Annotated in this window: 21 protein-coding genes and 2 pseudogenes; 9 read left to right on the forward strand and 14 right to left on the reverse strand. The window is 61.0% G+C overall.

The genetic code is table 11. The features are described 5' to 3' along the window. The first annotated feature begins 12 nt into the window (after positions 1–12). Complete coding sequence (locus tag A3OO_RS23210; RefSeq protein ID WP_018409466.1) at positions 13–189, forward strand: DUF433 domain-containing protein; 177 nt, start codon at positions 13–15, stop codon at positions 187–189. Between the two features lie 130 nt (positions 190–319). Here A3OO_RS23210 and A3OO_RS0119150 read toward each other — a convergent pair whose 3' ends face one another. The 5 genes from A3OO_RS0119150 to A3OO_RS0119170 all read right to left on the reverse strand — a co-directional run bounded on the left by A3OO_RS0119150 (position 320) and on the right by A3OO_RS0119170 (position 5,469). After that, positions 320–538 (reverse strand): hypothetical protein, encoded by a 219-nt coding sequence (locus A3OO_RS0119150; protein WP_156824955.1) that lies wholly within the window; start codon positions 536–538, stop codon positions 320–322. Between the two features lie 74 nt (positions 539–612). After that, entirely contained in the window at positions 613–1,983 is a 1,371-nt protein-coding gene (repC, locus tag A3OO_RS0119155; protein ID WP_018409469.1) for a plasmid replication protein RepC, read from the reverse strand. A 190-nt stretch (positions 1,984–2,173) separates the two neighbouring features. Continuing rightward, positions 2,174–3,172, reverse strand: coding sequence for a plasmid partitioning protein RepB (gene repB, locus A3OO_RS0119160; protein WP_156824956.1), 999 nt, complete (start codon positions 3,170–3,172; stop codon positions 2,174–2,176). Continuing rightward, positions 3,154–4,368, reverse strand: a complete 1,215-nt coding sequence (gene repA, locus A3OO_RS0119165; protein WP_156824995.1) for a plasmid partitioning protein RepA — start codon at positions 4,366–4,368, stop codon at positions 3,154–3,156. Before repA ends, repB begins: the two co-directional genes overlap by 19 nt. Before the next feature lie 165 nt (positions 4,369–4,533). Continuing rightward, a complete protein-coding gene (locus A3OO_RS0119170; protein ID WP_051080426.1) occupies positions 4,534–5,469 on the reverse strand; it encodes a DUF2493 domain-containing protein in 936 nt (311 codons plus the stop codon). 606 nt (positions 5,470–6,075) lie between these two features. Between A3OO_RS0119170 and A3OO_RS22215 the strand changes: the two are divergent. Next, positions 6,076–6,691 (forward strand): annotated as a pseudogene (locus tag A3OO_RS22215) (TSUP family transporter). 7 nt (positions 6,692–6,698) lie between these two features. On the opposite strand, the gene A3OO_RS0119185 reads toward A3OO_RS22215, so the two are convergent. Beyond that, a complete protein-coding gene (locus A3OO_RS0119185; protein WP_018409473.1) occupies positions 6,699–7,109 on the reverse strand; it encodes a MerR family transcriptional regulator in 411 nt (136 codons plus the stop codon). A gap of 70 nt (positions 7,110–7,179) precedes the next feature. Between A3OO_RS0119185 and A3OO_RS0119195 the strand changes: the two genes are divergently transcribed. Together A3OO_RS0119195 and A3OO_RS24630 are read left to right on the forward strand one after the other, a co-directional pair. Next, positions 7,180–7,608 carry a mercury transporter MerT gene (locus A3OO_RS0119195; protein WP_018409474.1) on the forward strand — a complete coding sequence of 143 codons (429 nt, stop codon included), beginning with the start codon at positions 7,180–7,182 and terminating at the stop codon, positions 7,606–7,608. A 57-nt stretch (positions 7,609–7,665) separates the two neighbouring features. Further along, positions 7,666–7,851 (forward strand): GDCCVxC domain-containing (seleno)protein, encoded by a 186-nt coding sequence (locus tag A3OO_RS24630; RefSeq protein ID WP_280642666.1) that lies wholly within the window; start codon positions 7,666–7,668, stop codon positions 7,849–7,851. Between the two features lie 72 nt (positions 7,852–7,923). Here A3OO_RS24630 and A3OO_RS0119200 read toward each other — a convergent pair whose 3' ends face one another. From A3OO_RS0119200 to A3OO_RS22225, 3 genes and pseudogenes are all read right to left on the reverse strand, one after another. Further along, positions 7,924–8,922 carry a DUF7146 domain-containing protein gene (locus tag A3OO_RS0119200; RefSeq protein WP_040574125.1) on the reverse strand — a complete coding sequence of 333 codons (999 nt, stop codon included), beginning with the start codon at positions 8,920–8,922 and terminating at the stop codon, positions 7,924–7,926. 14 nt (positions 8,923–8,936) lie between these two features. After that, positions 8,937–13,299, reverse strand: a pseudogene (locus A3OO_RS22220) (strawberry notch-like NTP hydrolase domain-containing protein). A 176-nt stretch (positions 13,300–13,475) separates the two neighbouring features. Then, positions 13,476–13,727, reverse strand: coding sequence for a hypothetical protein (locus A3OO_RS22225; protein ID WP_198008868.1), 252 nt, complete (start codon positions 13,725–13,727; stop codon positions 13,476–13,478). 865 nt (positions 13,728–14,592) lie between these two features. Between A3OO_RS22225 and A3OO_RS0119220 the strand changes: the two genes are divergently transcribed. From A3OO_RS0119220 to A3OO_RS24075, 3 genes are read left to right on the forward strand one after another with little or no spacing between them, the layout of a single operon-like run. Further along, positions 14,593–17,883: an AAA domain-containing protein gene (locus tag A3OO_RS0119220; protein WP_026223159.1), complete on the forward strand. Its 3,291-nt coding sequence runs from the start codon at positions 14,593–14,595 to the stop codon at positions 17,881–17,883. Beyond that, on the forward strand, positions 17,880–19,619 hold the full coding sequence (locus A3OO_RS0119225; RefSeq protein WP_026223160.1) for a phospholipase D-like domain-containing protein: 1,740 nt from the start codon (positions 17,880–17,882) through the stop codon (positions 19,617–19,619). The genes A3OO_RS0119220 and A3OO_RS0119225 overlap by 4 nt, the downstream gene beginning before the upstream one ends. 15 nt (positions 19,620–19,634) lie before the next feature. After that, positions 19,635–19,874 carry a hypothetical protein gene (locus A3OO_RS24075; RefSeq protein ID WP_018409480.1) on the forward strand — a complete coding sequence of 80 codons (240 nt, stop codon included), beginning with the start codon at positions 19,635–19,637 and terminating at the stop codon, positions 19,872–19,874. A 642-nt stretch (positions 19,875–20,516) separates the two neighbouring features. Here A3OO_RS24075 and A3OO_RS24910 read toward each other — a convergent pair. The 4 genes from A3OO_RS24910 to A3OO_RS0119250 are packed head-to-tail and all read right to left on the reverse strand — an operon-like array spanning position 20,517 to position 23,636. After that, positions 20,517–20,846 carry an AcrVA2 family anti-CRISPR protein gene (locus A3OO_RS24910; protein WP_483414200.1) on the reverse strand — a complete coding sequence of 110 codons (330 nt, stop codon included), beginning with the start codon at positions 20,844–20,846 and terminating at the stop codon, positions 20,517–20,519. Positions 20,847–20,906: 60 nt separating this feature from the next. Further along, the gene (locus tag A3OO_RS0119240; RefSeq protein WP_018409481.1) at positions 20,907–21,641 is read right to left on the reverse strand and encodes a GIY-YIG nuclease family protein; all 735 of its coding nucleotides are present in this window, start codon (positions 21,639–21,641) and stop codon (positions 20,907–20,909) included. Then, on the reverse strand, positions 21,634–22,461 hold the full coding sequence (locus A3OO_RS0119245) for a hypothetical protein (RefSeq protein WP_198008869.1): 828 nt from the start codon (positions 22,459–22,461) through the stop codon (positions 21,634–21,636). Before A3OO_RS0119245 ends, A3OO_RS0119240 begins: the two co-directional genes overlap by 8 nt. A 29-nt stretch (positions 22,462–22,490) precedes the next feature. Next, positions 22,491–23,636 (reverse strand): DNA cytosine methyltransferase, encoded by a 1,146-nt coding sequence (locus A3OO_RS0119250; RefSeq protein ID WP_018409483.1) that lies wholly within the window; start codon positions 23,634–23,636, stop codon positions 22,491–22,493. Here A3OO_RS0119250 and A3OO_RS23775 point away from each other — a divergent pair. Both A3OO_RS23775 and A3OO_RS0119260 read left to right on the forward strand, forming a co-directional pair. Further along, complete coding sequence (locus A3OO_RS23775) at positions 23,635–23,904, forward strand: hypothetical protein (protein WP_156824957.1); 270 nt, start codon at positions 23,635–23,637, stop codon at positions 23,902–23,904. The genes A3OO_RS0119250 and A3OO_RS23775 overlap by 2 nt on opposite strands. Positions 23,905–24,014: 110 nt before the next feature. Continuing rightward, positions 24,015–24,590, forward strand: a complete 576-nt coding sequence (locus A3OO_RS0119260) for a hypothetical protein (protein WP_198008870.1) — start codon at positions 24,015–24,017, stop codon at positions 24,588–24,590. 81 nt (positions 24,591–24,671) lie between these two features. Here the strand turns inward: A3OO_RS0119260 and A3OO_RS0119265 are convergent, their stop codons facing one another. Then, positions 24,672–25,583: an ArdC family protein gene (locus A3OO_RS0119265; protein ID WP_018409486.1), complete on the reverse strand. Its 912-nt coding sequence runs from the start codon at positions 25,581–25,583 to the stop codon at positions 24,672–24,674. Positions 25,584–25,594 lie beyond the last annotated feature (11 nt).

Consider the following 25,594-nt stretch of genomic DNA (forward strand, 5'->3'; position numbering starts at 1 on the left):
GAAATTACAGGCTTGGTTCGCCCCGACAAAGTCGATGCGTGGATAGAAAGCGTTCTGGGAATCAAGGGCGGCGCACCCGTTATCAAGGGCACACGCATCACTGTCCATGTCGTCGAAGCGCGGTTATTGAACGTCGAAAGTCTCGACGAGATCGCCGCAGAGAACCTGATGTGCCGCGTGAAGCTTTAGCGGCGGCCGCGCTCTTCGCAAAAGCGCATCCCCTCCCCGGCTGAGCCCAGATTGCGGCGCGCCGGCGGGGAATCTGATGATCGCCGTCGCCGATCAACGATCTCGATTTGGCGCGCAAGGCCTGCGCGTTTCATTGCCTTTCGTTGGCCGATTGAGGAGCCGAAGCCTCCGCGAATGGCGGCAACTGACCATAGGTGGCGGCGGCGGTGAGCGCCTGCGCGGCGATGTCGCCCGACCGGGTCAACAGGTCGGCGGGCGACGCCTTCCCCTCCGCAGCCAGTGGGCCAAGCTCGATGATTTTAATCAGCGCATCGCAAAGGATGGCGAGTTGGGTCGTCGTGTCGGTCATCGCGTCCGCGCTCCCTCGATCGGCAACGATAATCGCCAAATCCATGGCAGCGAAACCCCACGCCAAAAGTCGAATCACCCCGCTTGCCGACGTTCCCGCGCCGCCTTTGCCGCCTTGCCGCGCAGCAGCGCCATCAGCACCGGCCCCAGCGAAAACTCCCCTTCCCTCGCCTTCCCGGTCAAAACGCGCAAATAGCCGCCGGCGGATTTGATTTCCTCCCCCCGCTGCAGGATCGCGGCGATGACGATCGAGGCGTCATGCTCGCCCAGAACGTCGAGCGCCTGTTTCCAGGCGTCTGGCGAGACGCCGAGCGCCGAGCGCACGATCGCCGCCGCGTCGACCAGATCACGCCAGCAGGAAATCTCCCCGCTCTTGCCGTAATCGACAATGTCGGGGCAGGCTTGCAGCACCATGCCGAGCGGATAGGTTCGCGTCGACGACGCTTGCCGTTCCCCAATTTCCGAACCGCGACTCTCGGTTGTTGAGGCCCCTGCACTGTCCGCTTCCGGCTCTTCCGGCATTGACCCGGGCGGTTCGGCCCTGCCTTTTCGAAGGCTAGGTTCAAGATCAGGAATGTTTGTGATTTGATTCTGTATATGGCGCTCAGTTTGAGACTCATTGGCGCTTCTTTTTTGCTGATTCACGTGCGTTTCGAGCAACTTCTGGATTTCGCCCGCCAGGGCCGCCAATTCCCCCGCCAAAGCCTCCAGCTCCGCCCGTCCGAGGCTTCGCGAATAGCGCGCCGAAAGGGCCTGGTAGCGCCCGTAAAGGCCTTCCCAGTCGCCAATCTCCTGCCCGTCGATCGAGACCAGCGCGAAGCGAACGCCCTCCTCGATGCCGGTCTCGATCATCTTGACTATGTCGCGCCGAACCAACGTGATCTTCTCGCGCAGCAGAGCGATGGCGTGGTTTTCAATGCGCACTTCTTCGGCGAGGTTTTCGATCTCGGCCGCGCGCGCGATCAGCGGCGCAAGATCGAAGCCGAAGGCTTCCGCGATCTCACCCCCCTGCCCGCGCCGTGCGAAACGTTTGCCGTTTGGGGAGTCCCGCCGGATGATCAACCCCGCCTCGACGAGCGAGGCAAGATGCCGGCGCAGCGTCGCCGGCGCCATGCCATGCGCGCGGATCGAGAGCTCCCGGTTCGACGGAAACACCACGATCCCGGGCGCAGGCGAATCCCCTTCCTCTTCCCCGCCGGCGCCCTCTGGCAGCGTCAGCGCTGTTTCCTGGTGAAAGCTCAGCAAGGCGTGCAGGACCGACAGCGCCCGATCGGTGACGCCGAGCGGTCCCTTGGCTTCCGTGAGCGCTCGAAACAGTCGCCATTTATGGACGACGGTTTCGGAGGCGTGGAGTTTTGCCGCGAAATCCCGCGTCGCCGCCTGCGTCGCCACCATGGCGAGCGACAACGGCCGCCGCCCAAAGGGCGTCGTTGAATGTGTGCGCATGATCCTTTGCCTCGTTCAGGCAAAAGAAATTTGCTCGCCGAAACGGCGCCGACTCTTGACAGTGATTCGCGGAAGTGTGATTCTCTCAGTTGCTACACATTGAGAAGGGCTTCCGGGCGGAAACGTTTCGGGGGCCTTTTTCTTTTGCGACGTTCCTTCTCGTTCCAGTTATTCTTACGCAACAATCCGCCTACGCACGACGTGTGCGGAATTCCTCATAGAGATCGCCGAGGCGCTCGACGACATAGGCGCCGAAGTCGGGCTCAGCTTTCTCGTCGAAGCGCAATATGGTTGCCTTGGGGTCGCGGCTTATTCGAGCCAACGGTGCGCCGTCCGGCCGCTTCCAAACCTCGCCGCGAGCGGTCTTGGAGGCTTTTTCGATGGCCGCCGCAAACGCCTTTAGAAACCGGGCATCCGAGTCGGCCGGCAAATTCGTGTCGGAAAGGACCGCTTCGACACGAACAAGCGCCTTCCGTGTGCGCACCAGTTCGGCAAACTGCAGCCAGCGCCGCCGTCCGGCCTTTGGCGCCGGACCGATCGCACGAACCAATGTTTCAGGCAGCGCTCGCGCAACTGTGATCAACTTCGAGAGTTCGGTTTTGTCAGTCGAAAGGGCGGCCATGATGACGCTGCGGTCATGCCCGCTATCTTCGAGGGCTTTTGCAAACAGCGCGCGCTCGATGAAGGAGAGATCGCGGCGCGCTGAATTTTCGATACCCTGGGCAAGGATCAGTTGCCGATCGTCGAGGTTGCGGACGACGGCTTTGATCTTGATTCCGATGTCTTGCGCCGCCTTTAAGCGCCGATGCCCATACGCGGCTTGAAAGGAACCGCTGCGGGTCGGATGCGGCCTTACGAGGATCGGCACTTCTTGTCCGTGAGAACGAAGCGACTCCTTGAGCACCTGAAATTCTGGATCATCAGGGCCGGAAAGCCTGTCTCTTATGAAGGAAACGTCCACGCATTCGGGGTCGAGTTCGACAACCGCAGCGCCCGTTGCAAGCGCCTCTTGAAGCGTCCGCGACTCCTCGGCCATGCGATCGAGCGTCAAGCTCATCGTCCTCACCGGCCCTGCGAGAACCCTGTCTTTACTTTCTGCGCTAGGGCGTTCGGACGAGTTGGCCACGGCCAACTTGCTCTCGAGGAGGGAGGTCAAAATGTTCCGTCGGGTCATGGAATTCGTCCCCATGTTCGAAGGATGAGCCCGAGAATTTCGCTGTTTACCGCTTCCAGAGACTCGATCGCGCGGTCGTAGGTCGCGCGGCCTATCGCCCCGCGTTCGAGCTCGTATAGCGACTGTTTCGTGAGACCCGCGTCCGCAATGGCTGTCGACTTCCAGGCAGAAGCCGCGAGAACCTCCTCGCCAAAAAGACTGCGGAGAAGAGCGACTACCTGCGACTGCGGCCCATCATGCGGCTCGTGCCGTGTGATCACATAGCGAATGAAGTCGTGGCGCAGATCTCCGCCCGCCTTTCGCACAACCGCCATCAAGTCGGACGCCATCAACAGGAACTGCGACATGGACGCAACGTCGACCATCTGCGGATGAATCGTAATCAGAAGCGCTGTTGCGGCGCAAAGCGCTCCGAGCGTCAGATAGCCGAGCTGAGGCGGGCAATCGACCACGACAATGTCATAATCCGCCTCAATCTCAGCGAGCGCATTACCCACCCGCTCGAAGAACATCCCGCCGGGCAGCCGCGAACCAAGCGCCAAGGCTCGCGGCGTTTCATGCTCAAACTCCATGAGTTCGAGATTGCCAGGAATCAGATCAAGTCCGTCAAAATAGGTTCTGCGAATGCAGTCTCGCACCGGACGTTGGACGCCGTCATATCGGATAGCGCCGTATATTGTGTCGCCTTCCTTGAGATCGAACTCCGGCTGCAGGCCAAGCATGGCCGACAGGGACGCCTGAGGATCCAGATCAACCGCAAGCACCCGAAATCCGGACATCGCTAGAAATTGGGCGAGATAGAGACATGTGGTCGTTTTGGCGGAACCGCCCTTGAAATTTACGCAGGCGACGGTCTGCATTTTCTCGCCAGCGCGACGGTGGGGCAGGACGGATAGCGCTTCACGAGGTTTCACCGTGGCGATGTGCCTGCGCAGTTCATTAATTTGAGCAAGCGTGTAGGACCGTCGCCCGGACGGACTTATTTCTGGCGTGGGTCCAATCCCATCGAGAGAAAGTTGCCGGAGATAGCCGTCCGACACGCGCAAGAGCTTCGCGGCTTCTCCAGACGAAAAGGAGCGCAGCAGTTTTTGGCTGTCGGGAGGGAATAGTCGGGAGCCGAGCGCCTGAAGCTGTTCGGACAAAAGACGAGCGTGCGCGGAAATTCGCGCGTCCGATGTTGCCGCCGTCTCGATTGTCTGCGTGTCCACGATTTTATTCCGCGATACGATTTCAAGCCGCAAATCTCTCTTCTTCCGTATCAGGAACACGATTCGGCAGCTTGAGCAATGATTTTTGAGTAAATGAGAAGTTAAAGCCGTGTCGGATCAGCCGTGTGATTTCATAAGTTGGCCGCGGCCAACCGGGTGGCGCAGCGCTTACGCACCGCCTTTTTCGAATCGCCACACCGGAATTCCCATCTTGCGGGCCTTGTCGGCAAGATTCTCGACGATGCCTGAACCGGGGAACACGATCACGCCGATTGGTAATGTTTCGAGCATCACATCATTGCGCTTGAAGGGCGCGGCGTTCTTGTGACGGCTCCAGTCCGGCTTAAAGGCGACCTGACAAATCTTGCGATTGTCCGCCCAGCACGAAGCGACTCGTTCAGCGCCTTTCGAGCCGCCTCCATGGAGAAGGACCATGTCCGGATGCTTCGCGCAGACCTTGTCGAGCGCGTCCCAAATCCGCCTGTGATCGTTGCATTCGACTCCGCCGGCGAAAGCGATCCGCGGTCCGCGCGGCAACAACACTTGCGTCTCAGCGAGCTTCTTGGCGTTCAGAAAATCGCGGCTATCGATCATTGCAGCCGTCAGCGCGCGATGATTGACCTTTGAACCCGAGTGGGGACGCCAGACCGAGCCCGTCTCGGCCGCATAGAGTTCGGCGAGATGGTCGCGGAAGAATTCAAAGGCGTTGCGCCGCTCGGTGAGTGTCAGCCCTTGCGCGATCAGTCGCTCCAGTTTGACAGAGCGGATTTCCGAGCCGTCCTGTTCGGCCTGCGCGCGACGCTGCGCAATTTCGTTGTCGTCGAGATCGCGATCGATGCGCTCCGCTTTGCGATGAAATACGTTGACGAAAGACCAAAGCAGATCGGGCAGGTCGGTTTCGAGCCGCGTATTGAGAAAGAGGCTTGAAAGCGACTCGACGGCGGCTTCGAGCGCCATTTCCCCAAGGTCGGAGGAGGGCAGGGGACGTGGGTCCGGTTCATCGTCAAAGGGCCGATAACCATGAAGCGCGAGTTCGTCGAGAAGATGTGACGATGGCGATTCGTTTTGACCGTCGCAGGGGATGGGCGCGATATCGATATCCATGGCTGTTGCTCCTTCGCGTATGGCCGCGCCGATCGCGGCCTGAACAGCGATCACGAGCCACGGGCGGGTCGCGCCGCACCTGAAGGGCCAAAGCGCAGCGTAGGACGCTTCTCGACAGCTTCTTTGAAGCGCGAGGAATGTCCGGCGCTTGAGCGTCGGGCAGGGGAAAGAAGTCGGCGGGAAGCGTTGCGGTAAGCGAGCCGCTTGTGGCTGCATCGCTGCTCTCCGGGCCGGCGCGCGGGCTCTCTCTGCGAAGCATTTGCCTGGTCGAAGAAGCCAGCTCCCACCGCGGAGCAACCTTCGCGAGCACATCGAATTTTTCAAAGCACTCGCCGCGAACTCGAAACGTTCGGCGTCGAACGGCGCGCTGGACTCGTGATCGCGATCCGCGACACGAAGAAATGGTCAAAGGCTCTTACCGACTCGAACTCGTCGGCGCGCGATGATTGGCCGCGGCCTCGCGTCACGCAAATCTTTCTGCATCCCGTTGCTCGCGGTCGCCGTAGCGGCACGTTCTGTGCGACGCTGCGAAAAAAGGGGGCGGACGTGAGAGACAATAAAGCGGCGGCGTTCGGCGGCGGCGCAATTATCGGAACGCTTGGCGGCTTGATAGGGCTGGGAGGCGCCGAATTTCGCCTCCCGCTGCTTATTGGCGCTTTCGATTCCTCGCGCTTGAAGCCGTGATCGTCAACAAGGCGACGAGCCTTGTGGAAGTCGCTTCGGCGTTGCCTTTTCGGGCCGCCGCCGTGCCGTTTGGCGAGGTCGCCGCGCATTGGTCGGTTGTCCTCAACCTTCTGGCGGGAAGCCTTCTAGGGGCATGGTTTGGGGCAGGGTGGGCAACCCGCCTGGAATCGGCGACTCTCTACCGCCTAATCGCCCTCATGCTTGTGAGCATCGCCGCTGCTGTTGTTCGGCCACGATCCGCACGCGGGCGGGCACTCGCAAGCGGCAATCTCCAACTCGTCGCGGGCGTGGCGGCGGGCTGCGTCATCGGGGTTGTCGCCTCGCTGCTCGGCGTTGCGGGAGGCGAGTTGCTTATTCCGACCGCAGTTTCGCGGTGTTGGGACAAAACCGCTCCTTCGTCCTCGCCATGGCGCTCGGCTCTATCGTCGGGACCTTCATCGGCGGACGGTTGCTCGGCATGGCGCCGAGCGCAATTTTGCTCCCGCTGCTGGCCGCCATCCTCATCATTTCCGCCGTCAAAGTATGGCGGCATGGATAGAGCGCACCTAATTTCGCTTCGCTCCCGCATCCAACATATCGAGCACAGGGCATGACGGGACAGGACCTCCGGAACAGCGGGCGACGGTTCCGGCGAGAATGCGCTCAAGCTTGGCGAGGTCGGCGAGTTTCGCTCGCACATCATCAAGATGCGCCTGCGCTATCTCTTGCGCCTGGACGCAGGACGCGTGCGACGGCTCCGCGAGAGTGAGCAGAGCGCGAATGTCCTCGATGCTGAATCCAAGCTCGCGGGCGCGGCGGATGAAGGTGAGCCTTCGGACGTGCGCCTCCTCATAAGCACGATGTCCGCTCGCCGCCCGCGCAGGCGGCGGCATCAGGCCGATGCGCTCGTAATAACGCACGGCCTCGAAATTGACGCCCGCCGCCGCCGCGAGCCTGCCAATCGTCAAAGGCTGCATGGATTTTTTCTCTTGCACCCGTAGTCGCTACAGGGCGCAGGATAGCCCGACCATCAAGGAAGGGCGAGCCATGACCATCAACGACGCCGCGCAGGAGACGACGCCCGCCGTCGCTCCTCCTGCCACGCTTGCAGCCCCAACGTGGTTTGCAGCATTGGGACTTGTCGCGGGTCTCGGCGCGGTCGTCGCCTCATCATGCTGTGTTCTTCCGCTCGGTCTCGCCGCGCTCGGCGCGGGCGCCAGCGTTCTCGGCGGCCTTAGAATGGTCGCCGAATGGCATGTCCCGTTTCTGGTGGTCAGCGCCTTGGGAGTTGCCGGGGGATGGGGCGCATGGTGGTGGAAACGTCCGGCTCCTTGCGTCTCCGGTTCGGCCTGCGCGTCACCGCAGCGATCGCGCGCAACGCTCGGGCTGCTCCTGTGCGCCTCGTTCATTGTGGCGCTGGCGGCGAGCTGGGACGACATCGACCCGATGCTACTGAAACTCTTGAAGGGGCGGTAAGTGCAACTTCTCTCGACGATAACCTGCCCCTCTTGCGGCCATAAATCGACTGAAAGCATGCCAACGGATGCCTGTCAGTTCTTCTATGAGTGCAAACGCTGCGGGGCGTTGCTCAAACCCAAGGCGGGTGACTGCTGTGTCTTCTGCTCCTACGGCGACATGCCCTGTCCGCCAATCCAAGGGCGAAAGAGCATGGCCGCTTCGCCGGATGTTGCTCGGGCAGATGAAGCTCTCCGTCGGTAGCTCGTGATCGGCCCATTGGCGTGCCAATCCTGAAACAGGTCCGTTTCAGCACAAGGCCCGCTTATGAAGCGCTTATGGGATTGAGGAAGCCAGCTGACGCCGAAGGCGTTCGGGTGAGCCGTCTCGCAGATCGCAATTAAAATCCTCGCCTCGCGAGACAATTGTTTCAACATCAATGCCCGCGGCCTTAGCACGTTCCGCGAGTTTACGCGCAACGATTCGTCCGGCGCGATCATTGTCAGCCGCGATGATTAAGCGTTGCAACCCGGCTGGAATCTCCCACGCTGCGAGATGCGCCGCGGAGAGCGCCGCGACCATCGGCAAATGCGACGCCACGCTCTTGAGCGAAAGAATGGTTTCAATTCCTTCGCCAATGATTGCGAAATCGTCGGTGACGCCGAAGCGCACGCCATTTCCTAAAATGGCGCCGAGCGATCTGCGCGGTGAAGAGACATTTGCTTTGGCGTTGCACGCCGGATCGAGAAACGTTCGATGAATCCCTGTGATCTCGCCGTCGTGATTGGTGACGGCGGCGACAAGCGCCGGCAATTTTCGCGACGACGAATTGCGACTCTCGCGATAGATCAGCGCCGGGTGAAAGCGCAGCGGCGTGTCGTTTAGATCGGCTGAGATTTTTCGCGCGCGCAGATAAGCCTCGGCCTTTGTGCCTGCGATCGGCGCCGACGCCGCCCAGATTTTGCGCGCGAGCGCGATCGTGTCGCATACCCTCGAATCTTCATTGCGACGCTCTGTCGGCGTCGCGCGCGGCGCCCCCAAGAAGCGCCGCGCCTCGTCGAGGGCGCGCCCGATCGAGTCATAACCCTCACGCGCGCGGATCAAATCGAGAAGGTCACCAAATTCGCCCGATGCCGCGTCGACCCATTTCCCGCGCGCGCCTTTACCAGAGAGCGGGCCTTTGAGGCGAACGAACAGGCTGCGGCCAGCATGATTGTTTACATCGCCGACGATCCAGTAATTTCCAGACCGTCGGCCATTGGAGAGATAGTGCTTGCACACGGCCTCGACATTTTCGGCAAGGCCGCGCGACAATTCCCGCGCAGGGCTTTCCAACGCCGCCTCCCGCCTCAATAGCCGACGCGAGTCGCGAGCGCAACGCGCAGCAGCGGATGCAGCTCGAGGAGCTTCTCAGTGATCGACGCCGCGGTGTCGCCGAGCGGCACGAAGAGCCGCAGTTTCCAAGCGATGATTTCTGAGACGAGACCCAACGCCTTCAGCCGATCGACGCTCGTGTCAGGGAAGCCAACAAGTTCGAACCGGTGGCGGTTCATGACGAGTGATCGCTTCAGAACGAGGCCGTCGGCGAGGATGAGGCTTGCGCCGTCCTGCACGACGGCGGCGATCGCTGTCGATGGCGCGAGGGCAGGGGCGTCGGCGCCGGTAGATTCGAGCAGCGCCGCGGCGTTCGCCGGCGAAACGAGCCGGCCGATGATACGCTCGCCCTCACCGGTTTGCAGCCGATAGACCCGCGCAGTTTCATCGGGGAGCCGATTCCAGACCGGCAGTAGCAAGCCGGTGACCATATGGAACATGCTCTCGGTGAATTCGGGGATATCGGCGACCTCCGCCTCCCAAGCCGCCCGAAACTCCCTCGCGCCGACTTCTCGCCAATGCGACTGCTCCAGGGCCTCGACGGCGATCACATCGGTATGGGTCGGACGCAGAAGGCGAACCCGCGGCTGAACAGAGCCGTCGTCCTGCATCAACGCGGTCGCCGGCAGTTTGACCGCCGCCCGTCCAGATTGGTCGTTGATCAACAGTCGCGATTTCTGAGAGGCGGTCGCATAGTCGAATGCATCTTCGAGCGTCGTGATCCGCGTCCTGTCCTTGCGCACGATCGAGCAGCTGCGTTTGCGCGCCGCTTTTTGCGTGAGAAGAGATTGTCTGACGATGAGTCACGACGAGGCTTTGGGCCGTGACTGTCTCGACGCCGACATCAAACACGCCTGCCTGAACCGCCGCCTCGATCTGCGCCTCCATCAGCCCCTCAAATACTTCGAATAATCGATTCTGTAGTGCGATCGGCAAAGCGAGAATGCGATTGAGAAAGGTTGAGATCGGCGGCAATTCCTCTTTGAGTGTGCCGTCCTGGTCGGTGAGATCGAGGCCGGTCGCTTCCATAAAGCGAGTCAGCGAGCAGCCTTCGACCTTGCCGGCGAAGACAAGCTGATAGAGCCGACGCAGCGCCGTGCGACCGTAGGGCGACTCCAGATTATCCTCGGGCCGGAACAGGCCCTGACCGCCGGTCTGGCGCTGTCCCCTTGTGATCGCGCCGAGCGTGTCGAGCCGACGGGCGATCGTCGAGAGAAAGCGCTTTTCCCCCTTCACATTGGTCGCGACCGGGCGGAAGAGCGGCGGCTGCGCCTGATTGGTGCGGTTGGTGCGCCCTAAACCCTGGATGGCGCTGTCCGCCTTCCAACCGGGTTCGAGCAGATAGTGAACCCGCAACCGCCGATTCTTCGCGCTGCGCTCGGCGTGATAGGAGCGCCCCGTGCCGCCCGCGTCGGAAAAGACGAGAATGCGCTTCTCGTCATCCATGAAAGCCTGTGTCTCGCCCAAATTGGCGGAGGCCGGCCGGTTCTCGACGCAAAGCCGATCCGAGCCACTGGCGTCAGTCTTGCGGACGATCCGCCGCGAGCGGCCGGTGACCTCCGCGACCATCTCGGTCCCGAAGCGCTGAACGATCTGGTCGAGCGCCCCCTGCACGGCGGGCAGCGCCGCGAGATGTTCGATCAGCCGGTCCCGACGCTCCATCGCTTCGCGCGATTGGACGGGATTACCGTGCTCGTCGACGACTGGGCGCGAGTGAAGATCGCGATTCTCGTCGGAATAAACCTCGAAAAGCTGGGTCGGGAGGGAATGGGCGAGATAGTCGAGAACATATTCGCGTGGGGTGATGTCGCAGGAAAGATCGCCCCATTCGGACGACGGGATTTCGGTGAGGCGGCGCTCCATCAGCGCTTCGCTGGTCGAGACGATTTGGATCACTGCGGCGTGGCCTGCCTCCAAATCGCGCTCGATCGAAGCGATGAGGCTCGGAACCTTCATCGCCGTGATCAGATGGTTGAAGAAGCGCTGCTTGTTGGATTCGAAGGCCGAGCGCGCGGCGCTCTTGGCGTTGCGGTTATAGGCCTTGCCGCCCTCGCCGGTGATGTTCGCCGCCTCCAGCGCCGCGGTGAGATTGTTGTGAATGATCTCGAAGGCGCCGGCGTAAGAATCATAGATGCGGATCTGCTCCGCCGAGAGCTGGTGCTCCAGCATCTCGACCTCGACGCCGGCATAGGAGAGCGCGCGCGACGCATAGAGGCCGAGGGCTTTGAGATCACGCGCGAGCACTTCCATCGCCGCAATGCCGCCCGCCTCCATCGCCGCGACAAAATCCTGACGCGTCGCGAAGGGCATGTCGGTCGAGCCCCAGAGACCGAGACGCGTCGCATAGGCGAGATTGGCGACGGTCGTCGCGCCCGTCGCCGAGACATAGAGAACGCGGGCGTCGGGCAGAGCGTTCTGTAGTCGCAGGCCGGCCCTGCCTTGCTGCGAGGCGGTATTCTCACCGCGCTCGCCCTTATCGCCGACAGCGTTGGCGAGCGCATGCGCTTCGTCAAAGACGATGACGCCGTCAAAATCCGATCCCAGCCAGTCGATAATCTGCGTCAAACGCGAGGCTTTGAGCGCGCCGTCGCGGCCCTGACGTTCGTCGGAACGCAGCGTGGCGTAGGTCGTAAAGAGAATGCCCTCGGCAAGACGGATCGGCGTTCCCTGCTTGAAGCGCGACAGCGGAACGATCTGGAGCTTTTCCTGCCCCAACGCCGCCCAGTCGCGCTGCGCGTCCTCGATGAGCTTGTCGGATTTCGAGATCCAGAGCGCCTTGCGGCGACCTTTCAGCCTATTGTCGAGAACGACGCCAGCGACCTGACGACCTTTACCGGCGCCGGTGCCGTCGCCGAGATAATAGCCGCGGCGAAAGCGGACCGCCTTGTCGGCGTCGTCGGGAGCCGCCGAGAGCGTATCGAAGCTCTCATTGACGAGGAAGGCGCCGGCGAGATGATCGCTGTGGGCTTCGCCGGCATAGATGACGCTCTCGAGCTGCGCGTCGGAGAGAAGCTCGGATTCGATGACGCTTTTCGGCAGATGCGGCCGATAGGAGGGCTTTGGCGGCGCAACGGACGCCATGGCGGCGGATTGCACGAGCGTCGTCGGATGCGGGCGGGCGCCGTTGATCACAATCGATTGGACCGAACAACGCTCATAGAGCCCGGCGCTGAGCGCGCCGCCCTCGGGCGCCTTCCAGTCCCGAGTTTCATAAGCGACTTCGACGACCGCTGCCGCCGGAATATTGCCTGCAGGAGCTGACGTTGGCGCCGCTGCGCGCGCCACGCCCGACTCTGACGCCTTGATGTGCAAAGACGCCGGACGTTTGACTGCCGAGAAGGGGAGGGGGCTTGTCGATGACGCAGTGAACGCCGTCGATTGCACCGACGAAACACTGAGCGCCGCGCGCGGCGGAACCTCTCGCAGAACAAGCGCGAGCAGCTCTTCGAGCGATCCAACGGACCCGAAGCCCGCGGGGAAGACTTTCGGATTCTTTGCTGGCGTCCGGTCGAAAATCGTCAGCCGGCTTTCGACGGTCGTTCCATGGCGCGCAAAGAACCCGCGCGGGAGCGAGGCGGTGAAGATAAGCCTGCCATGCTCCTGCAAACGCTCGAAACTTCCGCGCCAAGCGTTCGACGTCGGCGCAAAACTTTCGCCGGTGATGGCGACGAGCCGGCCGCCAGCGCGAAGACGAAAAAGCGCGGAACGGATATGTTCGAAGGTCGCCGCCGCGTGACGCCCTTCGATCAAGGGCGAAGCCGAGAAAGGAGGGTTCATCAGCACGACGCTCGGCGCGAGATCTGCGTCGAGCCGGTCGTTGATCTGCGCGCCGTCGTAATGCGCGAGCACCGCCGCTGGGAACAGTCGCGCGAGCAGCCGCCCGCGCGTCTCCGCCCATTCATTGAGGATGAGTTTCGCGTCCGAGAGCTCGGCGAAGATCGCCAGCATTCCCGTGCCAGCGGAGGGCTCGAGCACGACGTCGCTCGGAGTGATGGCCGGCGCGAGACTCGCGACATAGGCGAATTCCAGCGGCGTCGAGAATTGCTGCAGTGCATGGCTTTCTTCCGAGCGCCGCGTTTCGCTCGGCAGCAGCGCACCGATTTTCTTGAGCATGACGACAACGCGCGCCGGATCATTCGCCGCCCGCGCAAACATCGCCGGCCCATAGCGGCGCAAAAACAACACCTGCGCCGTCTCCACGGCCTCATAGGCGTCTTTCCAGCTCCAGCCCCCCTGCGCGTCGCTCGCGCCGAAGGCGCTTTCCATGGCGCAGCGCAGGGCAGGGGCGTCGACGACACGCCCCTTGGCGAGATGGGCGACGAGCGTCTGCGCCGCCATCACGAGCGCATGCGGCTTGTCGGTCGATATGAAGGAAAGTTCGGATTGTTCGCGGGGTGTCTCAGCGACGGCAAGGATCGGGCTCATCGATTGTCTCCGGGGTAACGGCCCGGGACGCTCTCTCTTTCCGCTTCCGGGCTCGCCCTCCCGACAAAGCCCTCTGCCTCTTCTCTCCCTCAGCCTCTCCCGCGCGCCTGCCGTTTGACGAAGAGCAGTCCAAGCATCGCGCTGATCCGCGACAGCTCTCCGCTCATTACCGCTCGAACGTAAGCTGCAAGCGCCGCCGGCTCATCGAGCAGCGACAGCGGCGCGAAATGATTTCTGCCGCCCTCATAATCACGCCGGCCGTTGCAGCTGCGGATCAGCACGCCGCTGTCGGCGCCGGTCATGGGTTGGGAGATCTGGATGCAGATTCTCTCGCCATGCAAAATGATCTCTCCGGAACGGATTCCTGGTCCATCGACGACCATATGTTTCTGCGCACCTACATCTGGAGGCAGCGCGTCTTCGGGAGCCCTGGCCGCGGCAAGCCCGGGACCGTCGTGAGAGACAGAGCCTATGGTTCAAAGACCCCGGCCTACCTGCGCTGTCGGGTCGTCCAACTTATCTGCTTTTCGACACTGGATTTGGGGAGGGGCCTACTTCGAGGTGGTCACCCCGCGTTTCCCACTCCCCGATTTCGTGCCCTCACGGATCTGGTTGCCCTACGGGGTCTGGAAGCTGAGCGACGGATCCGAAGTCCTGTTCTCGCGAGACTATCTGCCGATGTGGCGCGTTTCGAGCGAGCGAACAGAGCGCCTCGCGCCGAGACTTTGGATCATGGCATCGTCGCTGAAACGCATTTCGCCAGTCCTGGAACCGCCCGTGGGCCTCTGGTCCGGCGCGCGAAAGGGCACTCGGCTACCTGCAGCGGCATCGTATTTCCGAGCTGCCGAGGCTGACCGATATCATGCCGCACCTCTTCGAGCCCCAGATCGATTCTCTGCAGGACGGTGTTGCACGCCTTTGATGCCACCCAACGCGATCCCGACGTCTCGCCTCACGCCGGGCTCAACGCCCGTATTTTTGGTTTGATCCCCAGCTCGGTGCCAACTCGAACGACAATGCGGCCTCGAATCTGCTAATCGGAAAGTATTACCGGGCTAGAATCAAATGGTCGTCGTCAAGAAGAAGAGTGACCCGCCGCTAGAGTCGCGTTTCAAATTCGCGGAAGACTCTTTTGCGCGGTTGGCAGGAGGGTGGGACTCTCACCTTCGCACTGCTGTCGGTGTCGCGGACGGCGAGCCGTACCTTCTGCGCCTATTTAAGAAGACAGGCACGGCGCTCGACGATGATCTGCGGGCAATTGTCGCCCGCGGATTGAGACGGATACGACGAGTGCTCTCGTCCCGGCGCGCGCGAGAGGTCTTGGTCGAGGTCCTCGAAGTCGCGGAAGACCAGCACGAGCTGGCCATCGTCATGGTCGACCCGGGAAGTCCGATTTCTGGAGCCTCGCACCGCCGCAGGACGAGGGAGGGGCGATATCTGACGAGCGCAAGTCGTGGCGTCTTCTGGCGGAACATGCTCCGCGTCGCCGAAGCGCTCGCGCTATGTCACGACGCGGGCATCGTGCACGGCGGGGTTGGCATCCATTCGATATTCTCGCACAGAGACGACAGCGGCGACTATCGCCTCGGCGGTGTTGAGGCCTGCGTCCACATCTCGGATGGCGATCTCGAAGCATCCGGGCACCTGCTTCGCGCTTCCGCCGCGATCTCGTTCCGGCAGGACTGGATCGACCTGGCTGCTGTTGCTGGCGCACTCCTCGGCGTCGACGGCGACACCCCTCCCCAGCTTCTGTCCGTGGAGCGCCGAATGCTGGAAAGGCTGGCCAGTCCACCTCAGTTTCAATTGTTCGATGGCGCGGTCGTCCTCGACGAGCTGCGAAACGTCGTCACCGAGCTCGACCGGGTTGGCTCGAGCTCGGACGGCGAACTCGTTCTCTATCCATCTAGGGCAGTCGTTCAGAGCGATTTGCCGTCGCTCGCTTCGGGCACTATTCCCGCAGCCGATCGCGCCGCGGTCATGCAGTTTGTCGCTGACGATCTGCTTTCGGCCGGCGTTCGTCTTGTCCCGGCCGGACAGGACACGGCGCGCCTCATGACCGACCTCGCGATCTACAACATGCGTATCATGAGCGACTCTGTCGGAATGATCGAAGGGGCGCACCAGCGTCGCGCAAACGAATGGATGCACGGCGCCGTCGATATCGTTCATCGGCTGCACCTCTCTCGAAATCGAGCGAGCGCCGAAGAGCGGGTCCAAAATCTCGGGCCAGGCGCTAAGCGTTGGCGCGACCTCCTGGAACCCGTGCGGTCTGTCAACGGGACGACCGACGTTCCAATATGGTTCGCTCTCATTCTCCTCGAAGCCTTTACCCTGCTGAGGGAGCAGTTTCGCCTCTATCCCGTCGATGTGCTCGCACCAGCCGACGCCGAGGCGAACGTCGTCTGGCTGGGGCCCAGCGATGACGTCGAGCATGATGCACAACGCGAAATGATGGGGCTGCGCCCCGCAGCCGAGGCGTTCAGGCGAGAGCTGAAATATGACGACGGAAAAGCAAACTGGACGTTGTCGCAAACGTCGCGCCTCGCAATTGGCCGGGAGCGCGTGCCTGAACTCAGCTATGAAGGCAGCGGCCTGATCAAAGGGAAAACCGCGTTCGCGTTCGGGACAAACCTGTCGGTTCCAACAGGTCAACGGCTTTTCCTCCGCCCTCGTAGGGATACCGGCACCGAACGGGCCATCCGGCGGCGACTCCAAAATATTGTTGCCGCGAGGTCCAATGTCGAGCTTCTGCGGGCACTCGATGACCCGGCGCAGGTTGCCATGGATGAGGTGTTGCGCGACATCGCGGTGCCTGGCCCTCCACCAGCCGATGCCGACATGGAATGCTCCAAGATCGAAGCATGGGAGTCGATCGTCGCTGGCAGATCCATCAATGTGGTTGTCGGACCGCCGGGCGTGGGCAAGACTTTTTTGATCTCGCACCTCGTGAAGAGCATCCTGCATGAAACCCCCGATGCTCGTATCCTGGTGTCGTCTCAGAATCATGAGACACTTGTCCATATGGAGGAAGAGCTTCGCAAGTTCCTCCCCGCGACCTCGACCATCGTCGTTCGCGTCGAGCGATCGCGCTCCAGCGAGAAAGAGAGCACGCTAAGGCGGAGCTCAAATTCTTTGCTGCGCTCCGTGTCCAAGCCGGACCCGACAAGCGCCGCGATGATGACGAACCAGCTCAATCAGATCATCCAGGCACTCAGACCTGTCGATACCTCCGAGCAGTCCATCGCCGACCGCGTTCTGCGTGACACCAACAACCTGATGCTGCGCTCTTCGGATGTGACGCTGGCGACGACGTCTTCGCATATTCTTGAGGAGATGATTGCCGATGGCGAGCAGTTCGATTGGGTCTTTATCGAGGAGGCGGCGCGGGCCAATGGCGCCGAACTGATCGGCGCTTTGCTCCTGGGAAACCGCCGCGTGATGATCGGCGATCACAACCAGCTGTCTCCCTTTGACGCGGCGGATCGCCAGAAGTTCTACGATGCCAGCCGGGCCGACGAGCTCCTGCGCGATGCGAAGGAGAAGCTGGCCGCAATTTCCGACTTGCCAGGCGAAGTGGAGGTTGCCCTCGATGCGTTGAAGGCAGATCAGTTTCTGCTCAGCGACGTTCTCGCCATCGCGTCCCGCCTCGAAGAGCCGTTCAGATCCATCGCCGAACGCGAAGGGATAAGAACCGCGGACACCGGTCGGTCCAGCTCGATCGCCATTACGCTGCGCGAGCAGAGCCGCATGCATCCTGCCATATGCGAGCTGGTTTCCAACACGTTCTACAAGCGACAACTCGTGTCCTCGGACCGAGTGAAGGCACGGCAGCTGGCCGTGGAGTGCGCCGACGGATTCCCCGCTTCTCCGGTCGTTATTCTGGACGTGCCCTCGCTGAGCATGGTCAAGAGACACGCATTCGAGCAAACGGTGAGGCACTCAATTCGCAACGAGGTTGAGGCGACAGCGCTCGTGGCCGCGATGGAGAAGCTGAGGCCCGTCATCCGCCAGGGCGAGCGGGTGCCGACGCTCGTGGTGCTGTCTCCGTATCTGGCGCAGGTCAATCACCTCGAGCGACTGCTCAAGCCTCAGATCGATGTGTCCGCGGGCACGTTGTTCGGCTTCGCCAGTCCGCGAGGCGATGGGAAGTTCGTCTACACGAGCGACAGCTTCCAGGGCGGTGAGGCCGATCTCGTCATCGCCAGCCTTGTGCGCAACAACGTCCTCGTCGGCTCGAGGGCCCTCGGTTTCATCAAGAATCCCCAGCGCCTGAACGTGTTGCTCAGCCGCGCCAAGCACAAGCTCGTCCTCGCGACGAGCCGTCAGTTCATCCGCAACGCAGTGGAGGGCATCGACCCTGACGCGGTCAACGACGAACTTGGCTTTCTGCGGATAATGCTCGACGAAATGGCTCGTTTGTCCAAGGCGGACTTTCCGGCAGTCGGCAAGGGAGCCTCCGTCATACCTGTCGATGAGCAGGGGAGGCTATGCCGGTGACCAATATCTTCATCCCGGCCTGGCACTACCGGGCACCAGGCATCGTACAGCGGACCTGGGGATGGAGCCCGGTTGAGGAAATGATCCTGCTGTCACTCGATCGAAGCCCGGGAACGACCAATGACGTCTCCCAGAAGCTGAAGATTCCCCGACAGGTGGTTAGCTCGACCGTAGCGCGGCTCATGCAATTCGGGCTTGTCGAAGTCCGACTGTCGCCGCAACCGGTTCTCGTCACGAGCGGCATCGGCCACGACTTCATACGTACAGGGCGGGCGCTTCCGGAACGGACAGCGGATCGCGAAATCGGCATCAGCGTCGTCCATGAGAAAGTCGGGCTGTCGGTGTTCAGGACCAAAGACGTGGACATAATCCCCGTCACAAAGCTTCCCGCCAGGGGTGCGATCGTCAGGTTTCCGGAAGGCGAGTCGCCAGAAACGCACTACTCGATGATGCAGCGCGTGAACGAGGTCATGGTCGGCATGCTCAGGCCCGGCGAGTGGCTGCGGGGCGTACAGGCAAATAGCTCCTTTCTGGAGGCGAAGTTCCTCGTGCTCGATCTAGATGAAGTCGGAGCTGGCGTCTTCCCGCAAGGCGCGAGCGCTGAACTCGTCGATGCCCTAAAAGCGACGGTCAAGACCGGCGTTCTACCGAAAACCATCACCCCGCCCCCCGAGCGTCCCGTATCCATCGAAACCCGACTTGACGCCAATCAGCTCGTCGTGGGTGCCGAGGAACACTTGCAGCGCTTCGAGCGGATCGTTGGAGCCGCCAAGTCCAACATATTTGTCCTATCCACTTTCGTGGCCTCGCAGTCCGACGAAAAGGGCAGGGATCGCCGGGAGCGCATCGTGAGAGCACTGGAGGATGCGTGCAGGCGGGGCGTCAGATGCCACCTCTTCTTCGGCACCTCGCTCGATCGCGCCAAGCATGCCGCGGCTATGCAGGAACTCTATCTCCGCTTGTCCGACGCGAGGCAAACAAGGGGGTATCTGCTGGTGCAGCGGGATCCTGTCGAGAGCCATGCAAAGTTCCTCGTGGCCGACGACGGTCGCGATGGTGCGGCTGTGCTGATGGGCTCGTGCAATTGGCTCCACTCCCCGTTCTCGGCCGTTGAAGTCTCGGCCGAACTCACAGAGGCCAACGCGGTCGCAGAAGCGCTGGATCTTCTCCGAGAGATCGTCTCCAAACTCTCCAGTGCCAGCCGGACCGTCGAAACACTCCAGTTCATGGCGTCCGAATTACGGCGTCAGCGCACGATGTTGGCGACCTCTGAAGACGCGCAGGCACCCGCCGCTACGCTGACAATCCTGCATGCCGCCGATCACGAGCGTCTGCTCCGCGTTGCCGCCCACGAAGCGCAACAACGCTTCGTCTGCTGTACGAACAAGGTCGGTGCGAACATGGTACCGGCGCTGTTCGATCCCGCCGAGGTCGCGGGCCGGCGGCTTGGCGATGTCCGGATCTACTATTCGCGCCGTACCGGCCCGGTGAAACGTGGTCATGTGACGAAGCATCGGGAACGGCTCCACGGCATAGTGGACCTCACCGGTGTGCCCGAGCCGCAGCTGCATGCGAAGTTTCTGGCCTGGGACAGCGATCATGTCGTCGTGAGCAGTTTGAACTGGGGTTCGCAGTCGGGGCTGGAGGACAATCCGATGGACGAAATCGGGCTCCATCTGGAGGGGCCGAACCTGGCGACGTCGTTGCTCGAGAAGTTCGAGGCCGAACTCGGATGAGATGGCAGCCGTGCTTTGCTCTTTCAGCGGCGCCGTGTGATCGCTGATCGGGAACTGGCTGCAATCGAGAAAGCGGCGATCGGCGGGGCCGGTTCTCTCGACCAGGTGACGGCGCGGCTCGCCGAACGCGACGAGACATTGGTGACTAAGTACACCGAAAATCTCAGTCCGGCAGCCTCCCGCGACCAGCCCATAGCTGTTCGTATCGTCGTGCGAAGTCGTTCATTTCCCGGCATGTTGGCCTGGCGTGTTTGACTTGCCCTGGCACAGGTGGAGACAACATCCCGGTAAAGGGCCAGCGAGACCGCTCGGACACCTTCAGTTCATGAGCAGTTGCGGGAGACAGTCCGTGATAGATGCGCCGCGAGGCGCCATAACAATGCTCGGCAGGTTTCCATAGACATTGATCAAGACGTATCTCCAACTCGGGTCGGCATGGCCCTGGCCGGGAGCGATTTCGCAAGGCAAGCATCGCTGCCACTGGAAATCTCTTGATAGATCTCTTCAAGTGCCTGGTGCTTCTGGGCGATCAGAACATATGGCCCCGCCGGTTTGTAGCCGCCCAGTTCCTCGTCATATTTCATGCCCAGAAGGCGTTCACCCGCCTCTCATGGGGAAACGCGTGGTCATTACCTCCAATACCAAGAGCGCGGAGGTAAACCTCCGCCGAATGGCAGAAAATGTTTCGAGCGCGTTCGCAACCTCGCTTTTGTTGGTGAGGCCTCGCGAATGCCCTGCGGCCGAAGCTTTCGTGGAACAATATTAGCGTCGTACTGGGTCCAGCGAAAATCATAAAATTCGCATAATATGGATTATGGAACATATATACTATATATATCAATGTGTTAAGATGAACGACGCGGGTATTGCTTCGCGCGCCGGCAATGGCGACTCACGTCACGAGATAGGGCTGTTGATCCTCGTAGCGAGGTCAGCGCCTTTGTAATACGGGCGTATCCAAACCAGCTTGTGGGACAGGTTTCCTTGCCCGCACCTCTGATCTCGCCAATGTCCCCTCACCATAAACCTTACGAGCGGCTTTGAACGCGTACCGGGCGTTTCCTCAGGATTCAACTCGCGTCGGGAGACGGCAATGTGTCCGACAGAAGCGCCAACGTCCGCGTAGTCAAGCGCGGAATATCGATTGGCGCTTGGCGCTTTGCAGCAGCTTGCGTTTCTTTTGCGGCGACGTGAGCCATGCTGCGACCGGAGAAGCTTTCGCGCCAAGTTGGGAACTAAGGTGCGAAGTGGCCGATCGGCTGCGCAACAATACGTTTCGCCGGGCGGTCAACCATCTTCATCGCTTTCTTGTTCGACGGAGGCCGCGCCACCAAGCGCATTATAGCGGCGAGACGCCAACCACTGAAGGCGCATGGCTTGTGTCAGAAGCACGCGCCGCAACCCACCTTGGACCTTGCGCTCCGAGATTACCTGCGCAAGCCGCGAAATAATGAGCGCTCTCCGAGCGGTCCGAAAATCCGGGTGTGACCGGAGCTCATAGACGCGGTCGGACACAATTCTCGCGCGCAACGATCGGGGCGCTTCGACGACGAGCGACCCCGGCGGTGGATCTTTCTCGTTCAGAATCGCTTTGAACTCCGACTTTTCAACCGCTCGCTGCGTTATCAATCGCTCCAAAGCATCCAGGTGCTTGCGGGCGTCCGCATCCTTACCGCTCGTCTCCTGAAATTGCGGTAACGGCCACACCTCAATTTCAAGAACTTCGAACGGATCAAGCACAGACATCGCCACGGCGTCGGTACGCTGATTGGTCAAGTGACGACGTATGCGCGTGCGCAGCATCTCGTTCGTCTGCCCAACGTAGATTGGCTCGCCGTCATAATCGAAGAAGGCGTAGACGCCCCACCTGTAATTCCCGACTCTCCGAGTCTGACCAATGGCTTCTTCGAACGACGCGTCGAGAAACCTCGCCAAATTCGCTCGCAGATCCTCCGTCTCGAACGGTGGAAAGTTTATGAAATCGGGATCGCGAAGAGGAGAGGGTTCGCTCGAATTAGGCATGTCCGATCGCCGTCATATCGGAAGAATGCTGCACGACACCTCCCCGCTCGATTGTCGTGCGCCGCATCGCCTCGTCGCCTAGAGAAGCGATTTCGAAGCTGACATGATTGATCTCGTCGTCCCGACCTCCAAAGCAAGAATGGAATGCAGCGAGGAGTTCAACGTTCATCAGCGATTGAGCGCTTACTTTCGGCGCTTCGGCAGACGGAACCGAAGCTGGGAAAAGATAGATGCAGGGCGGCGGCGCACAGAAAGGGCCGACCACTGTCGTTCTGCCGATGTCGTTCTCGGCCAACAGCTTCGGACAGGCGCGTCCAATTGTTCCAAACACCATATCCCAGATTACGAGGCCATCGACGCACTGATTGCGCGCGATGATCTGAGCGCTTATGCGTGTATGGACGCCGGACCAGGCATTGCGCCGTGGGTCTGCGCCAACATTGGTGCACAAACTCCAAATCACAAATTCATCCGCGCCTTCAGGCCGCTCGAAAATTTTGGAGTTGTCGCCGTCCAAACAGCCTTTCAGGTCGATGATCGCGGTTCGCCCGCTTTTTAGCTTCACAATATAGTCATGTAACACGCCACGTTTCGCACGATCCCAGCTCGCGATGAAGCCTCGGTCCTCCATGTGATTGAGAACATGCTGGACGAACTCCCGCTTGTCTCGCATCGTCGCAGAAAATTCTCCGCGCACCTGTTGAATAGCGCCACGGAAAATCGGGGAGGCATAGAAATCTTTCTCCGCAAGCCCATGGTCGCCCAGCTTATGAGCTTGCGTCTTGAGCACTTCAGCGAATTGTTCGATCTGAAGGCGCACGCTCGGGTCCTGCTCGCATGGGATGACGCTCACGCGGCCTTCTCCGCCGCGGCGCAGACTTCAAGAAGCGGCTCAAGCAGATAGCGCGCCAAATGCCGAACGACATCGACAGCGACGCCGTCGCCCGTCAAATGATAAGCCTCGTTGTAATTCTTCGGCAGCTTGTACGCTTCGTCGAGCCCCATTAACCGGGCGGTCTCTCGCGAGGAAATCAGGCGTGAGCGAATCTTGTTTCCATCGACGACGACGATCGTCTGGCGGCTCGAACCGCCTGCGGGCGTACGCAGACATCCGGCGACATCGTCAAACCGAATTTCCGCCCGTTGGACCTTGACGCCATTTTCGTCGAGACGCGTGCGCTTGTAGACCCCGCCCACCATCCGCCGACCCGACCGCTTGGCGGCTTCAACCTTCGCCTTGTTGACCGGCGACATCATCGCCAGGATTTGCTTGGTTTCGGCGGCGGTATGCCATTCGACGCTCGAAGGATTTTCTTCGATGATATCGGCGAAGGAATTCTTGCGACGCGGCGGCGTCGGTAAATTCCACCACAGCATCTTCTTCCTGGCGCGGGATGAGATGCCGTCGACGGCTCTGCGCAATCCCAGCGTATGAAATGGCTCGATTGGCTCCGGCGATAAGAGCGATGGGTTTATCGTCACATCATCTCGTACGCCGATCACAAACAATCGTGGCCGCGATTGCGGCACGAACAAAGAGGCGTTGATGATCACAGCACCGTATCGATATCCAGCTTCGCCGAAGGTCTTGCAGATTGCTTCGAAATCTCGTCCGCCGTGGGAGGTCAGCGTGCCGCAAACATTCTCGATGGCGATAATCTTCGGCGCGCGATTGTCGTCGATCAGCCCGGTGATGACGTCCCAGAACGGATAGAATGTTCCAGACCGCTCCCCCTTCAACCCGGCTCCGCCTCCCGCCAAAGATAAATCCTGGCAGGGAAACGACCCCCAAATAAGGTCGGCGTATCCTGACAATTCATCCGCAGTAACCTTCCGAACATCGCCGACCTTGAGCTCTCCAGCGGCGCCCCAGTTGGCCTGATAGGCTAAGCCTTTCTTGTGATCGAAGTCGTTCGCGAAAAGGCACGTCCAACCGGACCCTAGCCCTGCTCGTGCCATCCCGCCGCCTGCGAAAAACTCGTAAAAATTAGGCATGACGCTTCCGATCGATGGCTTGGTCGTCGATCTGAACATCCTCCCGCTCAAGTTTTTCCTTGATGGCTTCGGCAATCCACGTGTTACGCGAAACATTGCCGGGACGCGCGCTCCGCGCTTGATCGATTGCCTCGAAGGTCTCAGGCGACAACCGAAGATTTTGGCGATCCAGCGGACGAATCGCCTGATTTTTCGAAGAATCGAGCATGCGATGAAGCTGGCGCCTTTTTGGCGCCATGTCCAGTATGTTCTATATATGTTCCGTTGAAAATCCCGGTATGATCGGAGTCGATAAATGGGGTCACGTGGCATATCTCACGCCTGCTATATTCCTCGAACATCTCTTGTCAGGTGACCCCCATGCATTGGGCGCCGCGCTTGTTCCCCGTAAAGATCCACCGCCAACTGAACGCCGCGGACTTGGCTGACGTAACGCCAGAGGAACTCGAACAAGCGGAAGAGGATGGCGCGCTGGCCGGCAATCGTTCGTACTGCGATCTGCGCGGCTGCGGGTGGGACGTCGTTCGCACAGCTCTTGATATCGAGAGCAAAGTGATCGACCGACTGAAGATGGCGGATGACGTTGACGCGGAAGCCTCGGCTTTCGACGAAGAGCGGGCTACCGCATTCGACGACGAACCAGCACTCTGGGGGCTGGACGTCGGAGTCGCGGCTGCGACGATCGCAATTTCGGCATACGGCGCGATCCCCGTGTCCAGCTGCAACGCAGGCGCTTTTGGCGGGCGCCACTCGGGAAGCTATCCTTACGTGGCATTTTTTCTGCCAAAAGACTTGGCCCCTGAAATAATGCGTTGCGCCGAAGCGGCCGACGTCGGGCTCCTCTGCGACGAAAGTGGACTCGCGCAGATTTATGGGCAAGCCGAAATGGACCTCATCCGTTTCGCGCAAACCGCATGGGAAAGAAGCGCAATTCGTGAAGCCGGGTCCCGATGACGCGGCGCCCGCGGTAGCTTCGAAGCCGAGGATGACGCCGCACCAGCGAGCAACAAGGCGTGCCTGTATTCGAAAAAGCCGCTAAGCGGCTTCCTCCTGTTCCTTGCGGCTGAACGCCAGGATGAAATCCGTCGTGGCGCTCGCGGCGGCGGCGGCCGAGAAGATCGCCTTCTTGTCGTTCTTCAGAATGGTGAGATATTGCGCGATATATTGCGCATGATCCACCCTCGGCTCGTTCGTTATGCCAAGCTCCGCGCAAAGGAACGCTGCGGATGTTTCCGCTATCAGTTCCTCGAACGCATATGCGCGATCCGCGAAGCGTTTGCCCTTTTCGCGATTGAGGCGACACTCCGCGCCAACCCAATGCGATAGCTCGTGAAGCACGGTGGCGTAAAACGCTTCCTGCGCTGTGCTTGTCGCCGTACCGATGAACGCCCGCTCTTCGGGAATGCTGATGCGGTCGGTCAAACGATTGTAGCACGCTCGCGATCCGCCAAAGTCGATCTGCGCGCCCGTCGCCGCAATGGCGCGATCCACGCTGGCGATGCGCTCGAACAGCGGTCGCTCGGGCAACGCCGGCATCTCGACGACATACCCGTCGACTTGGGAAGCGTTGAACACCCAGCTCGCGCGCGCGAAGGGAATCTTCCGCCCGCCTTCGGCGTCGTCACTCGCTGCTGCCTCCCCGGATTCGACGTGCAGCTCCTTGTAGAAAACGATCGGCGTGCCTTTCTCGCCTTTGCGCACATTGGCACCGCGCTCCTGCCACTGCTTGAATGTCGCCCATTCATGCGACTCATAGCCGAGCGTTTGCCCCGTGATCCACAAGGAAAGAATATTGACGCCGCGATAGGCCCGGCCCGTAGTCGCGTTGACCGGCGACTTCGTGCTGGCGGCGCGATGCCAGGGTAGCTTGAACTCCCCGGCGCCAGCCTCGATGGCGGCAACGATCCGATCGGTGATTTCTTGATGAATGTCGAAGCGCGATTTCATGGCTCTCTCCG

The organism is Methylocystis rosea SV97 (assembly GCF_000372845.1).
GTDB lineage: Bacteria > Pseudomonadota > Alphaproteobacteria > Rhizobiales > Beijerinckiaceae > Methylocystis > Methylocystis rosea.